This is a genomic window from Mariniluteicoccus endophyticus (assembly GCF_054780035.1).
The window spans coordinates 1-1,045 of sequence record NZ_BAAGXC010000011.1 but is presented as its reverse complement, the minus strand read 5'-3'; the positions used below and the strand labels follow the sequence as shown (position 1 = coordinate 1,045).

Below are 1,045 nucleotides of genomic sequence, written 5' to 3'. Positions count from 1 at the left end.
CGTCATCCGCGCCCTACTGGACACCGGAGGATTCAGAACCGAACTACACCGTCATCTGTGAAGAGCCGTCATTCAACAGCCGGATCCGCGACGAGTGCCTCAACATCAACAGCTTCTACTCGCTACTGCACGCGCAGGTCGTGATCGGCGACTGGAAGGACGAGTACAACCATCACCGCCGGCACTCCTCGCTCGGCTACCTACGCCCAGCCGAGTACGCTCGGCAATGCACCCATCAAATCGAAACCGACGACTCACACACCGTCCGGACCGAATGACGGGGGCGGCCCAGGTGCGCGATGGTGATGACCACGCCCTCTTGTGAGGCGGTGGAGCCTGACGCTGGAGGAAGTGGACGCGATCCGAACCGCTCGGAGTGACGGGCAGACTGCCACTGCTGTTGCGAAACGCTTCGAAGTCAGTCGAGGCACGGTGTGGGTGAAACGCGATGACGTGTGTAGCGCGTCCACGAACCGGAGGAGTGCGGTCCGTCCCGGTTGCCTGCGCTCACCGCTAGCGTTATCGACATGACGGACCATCCACCGGCAACCCCCTACGGGTCTGCGCGCGATCTCCCCTCAGTCAGGGAGTTGGAGCAGCAGATGGCTGCGTTCAGACTGCTGGGATTCCTGTTGCCGCGAGACCAGCGAAAGGAACTCAAGCGCCTCCAAGGAGAGCATCGGCGGATCACCGATACTGTCGACGCGTTCTATACGCTACTGGGTCCCCGAAACTGGGTCTTCACTGGCGACCTAAACCTAGAAGCCATCGCTGAAATCATCTCAGCTCAAGACCCTGAGACTGCTGAGCGGCGGCTCATCGAGTATTACCAAACGCAGGATCGAATTTCATTCCCGCTTCGCCGGCTCAACCGATTCGACGAGATGCGGCCGCGCATCCCCCTGCTGCAGAGGGCCCTGGTTGACTACGAAACAGGTCGCTTCTACAGCACCGTCCTCGTTCTACTCTCAGTTATGGGGCTCATCCCAATCGAGGGTGGGTCGCGGGGGTGGCGCGTCGGTCTCGGGGTAGGCGTCGAGGTCTT

General features: G+C 61.1%; 2 protein-coding genes. Both read left to right on the top strand.

Going from position 1 to position 1,045, the window contains the following annotated elements:
* A partial coding sequence (locus ACYVGD_RS03530) for an integrase core domain-containing protein (protein ID WP_460741610.1) occupies nt 1-278 on the top strand: 278 nt, incomplete at its 5' end.
* 249 nt (nt 279-527) lie between these two features.
* The coding region (locus ACYVGD_RS03525) for a hypothetical protein (protein ID WP_460741609.1) at nt 528-1,045 on the top strand (518 nt) is incomplete at its 3' end.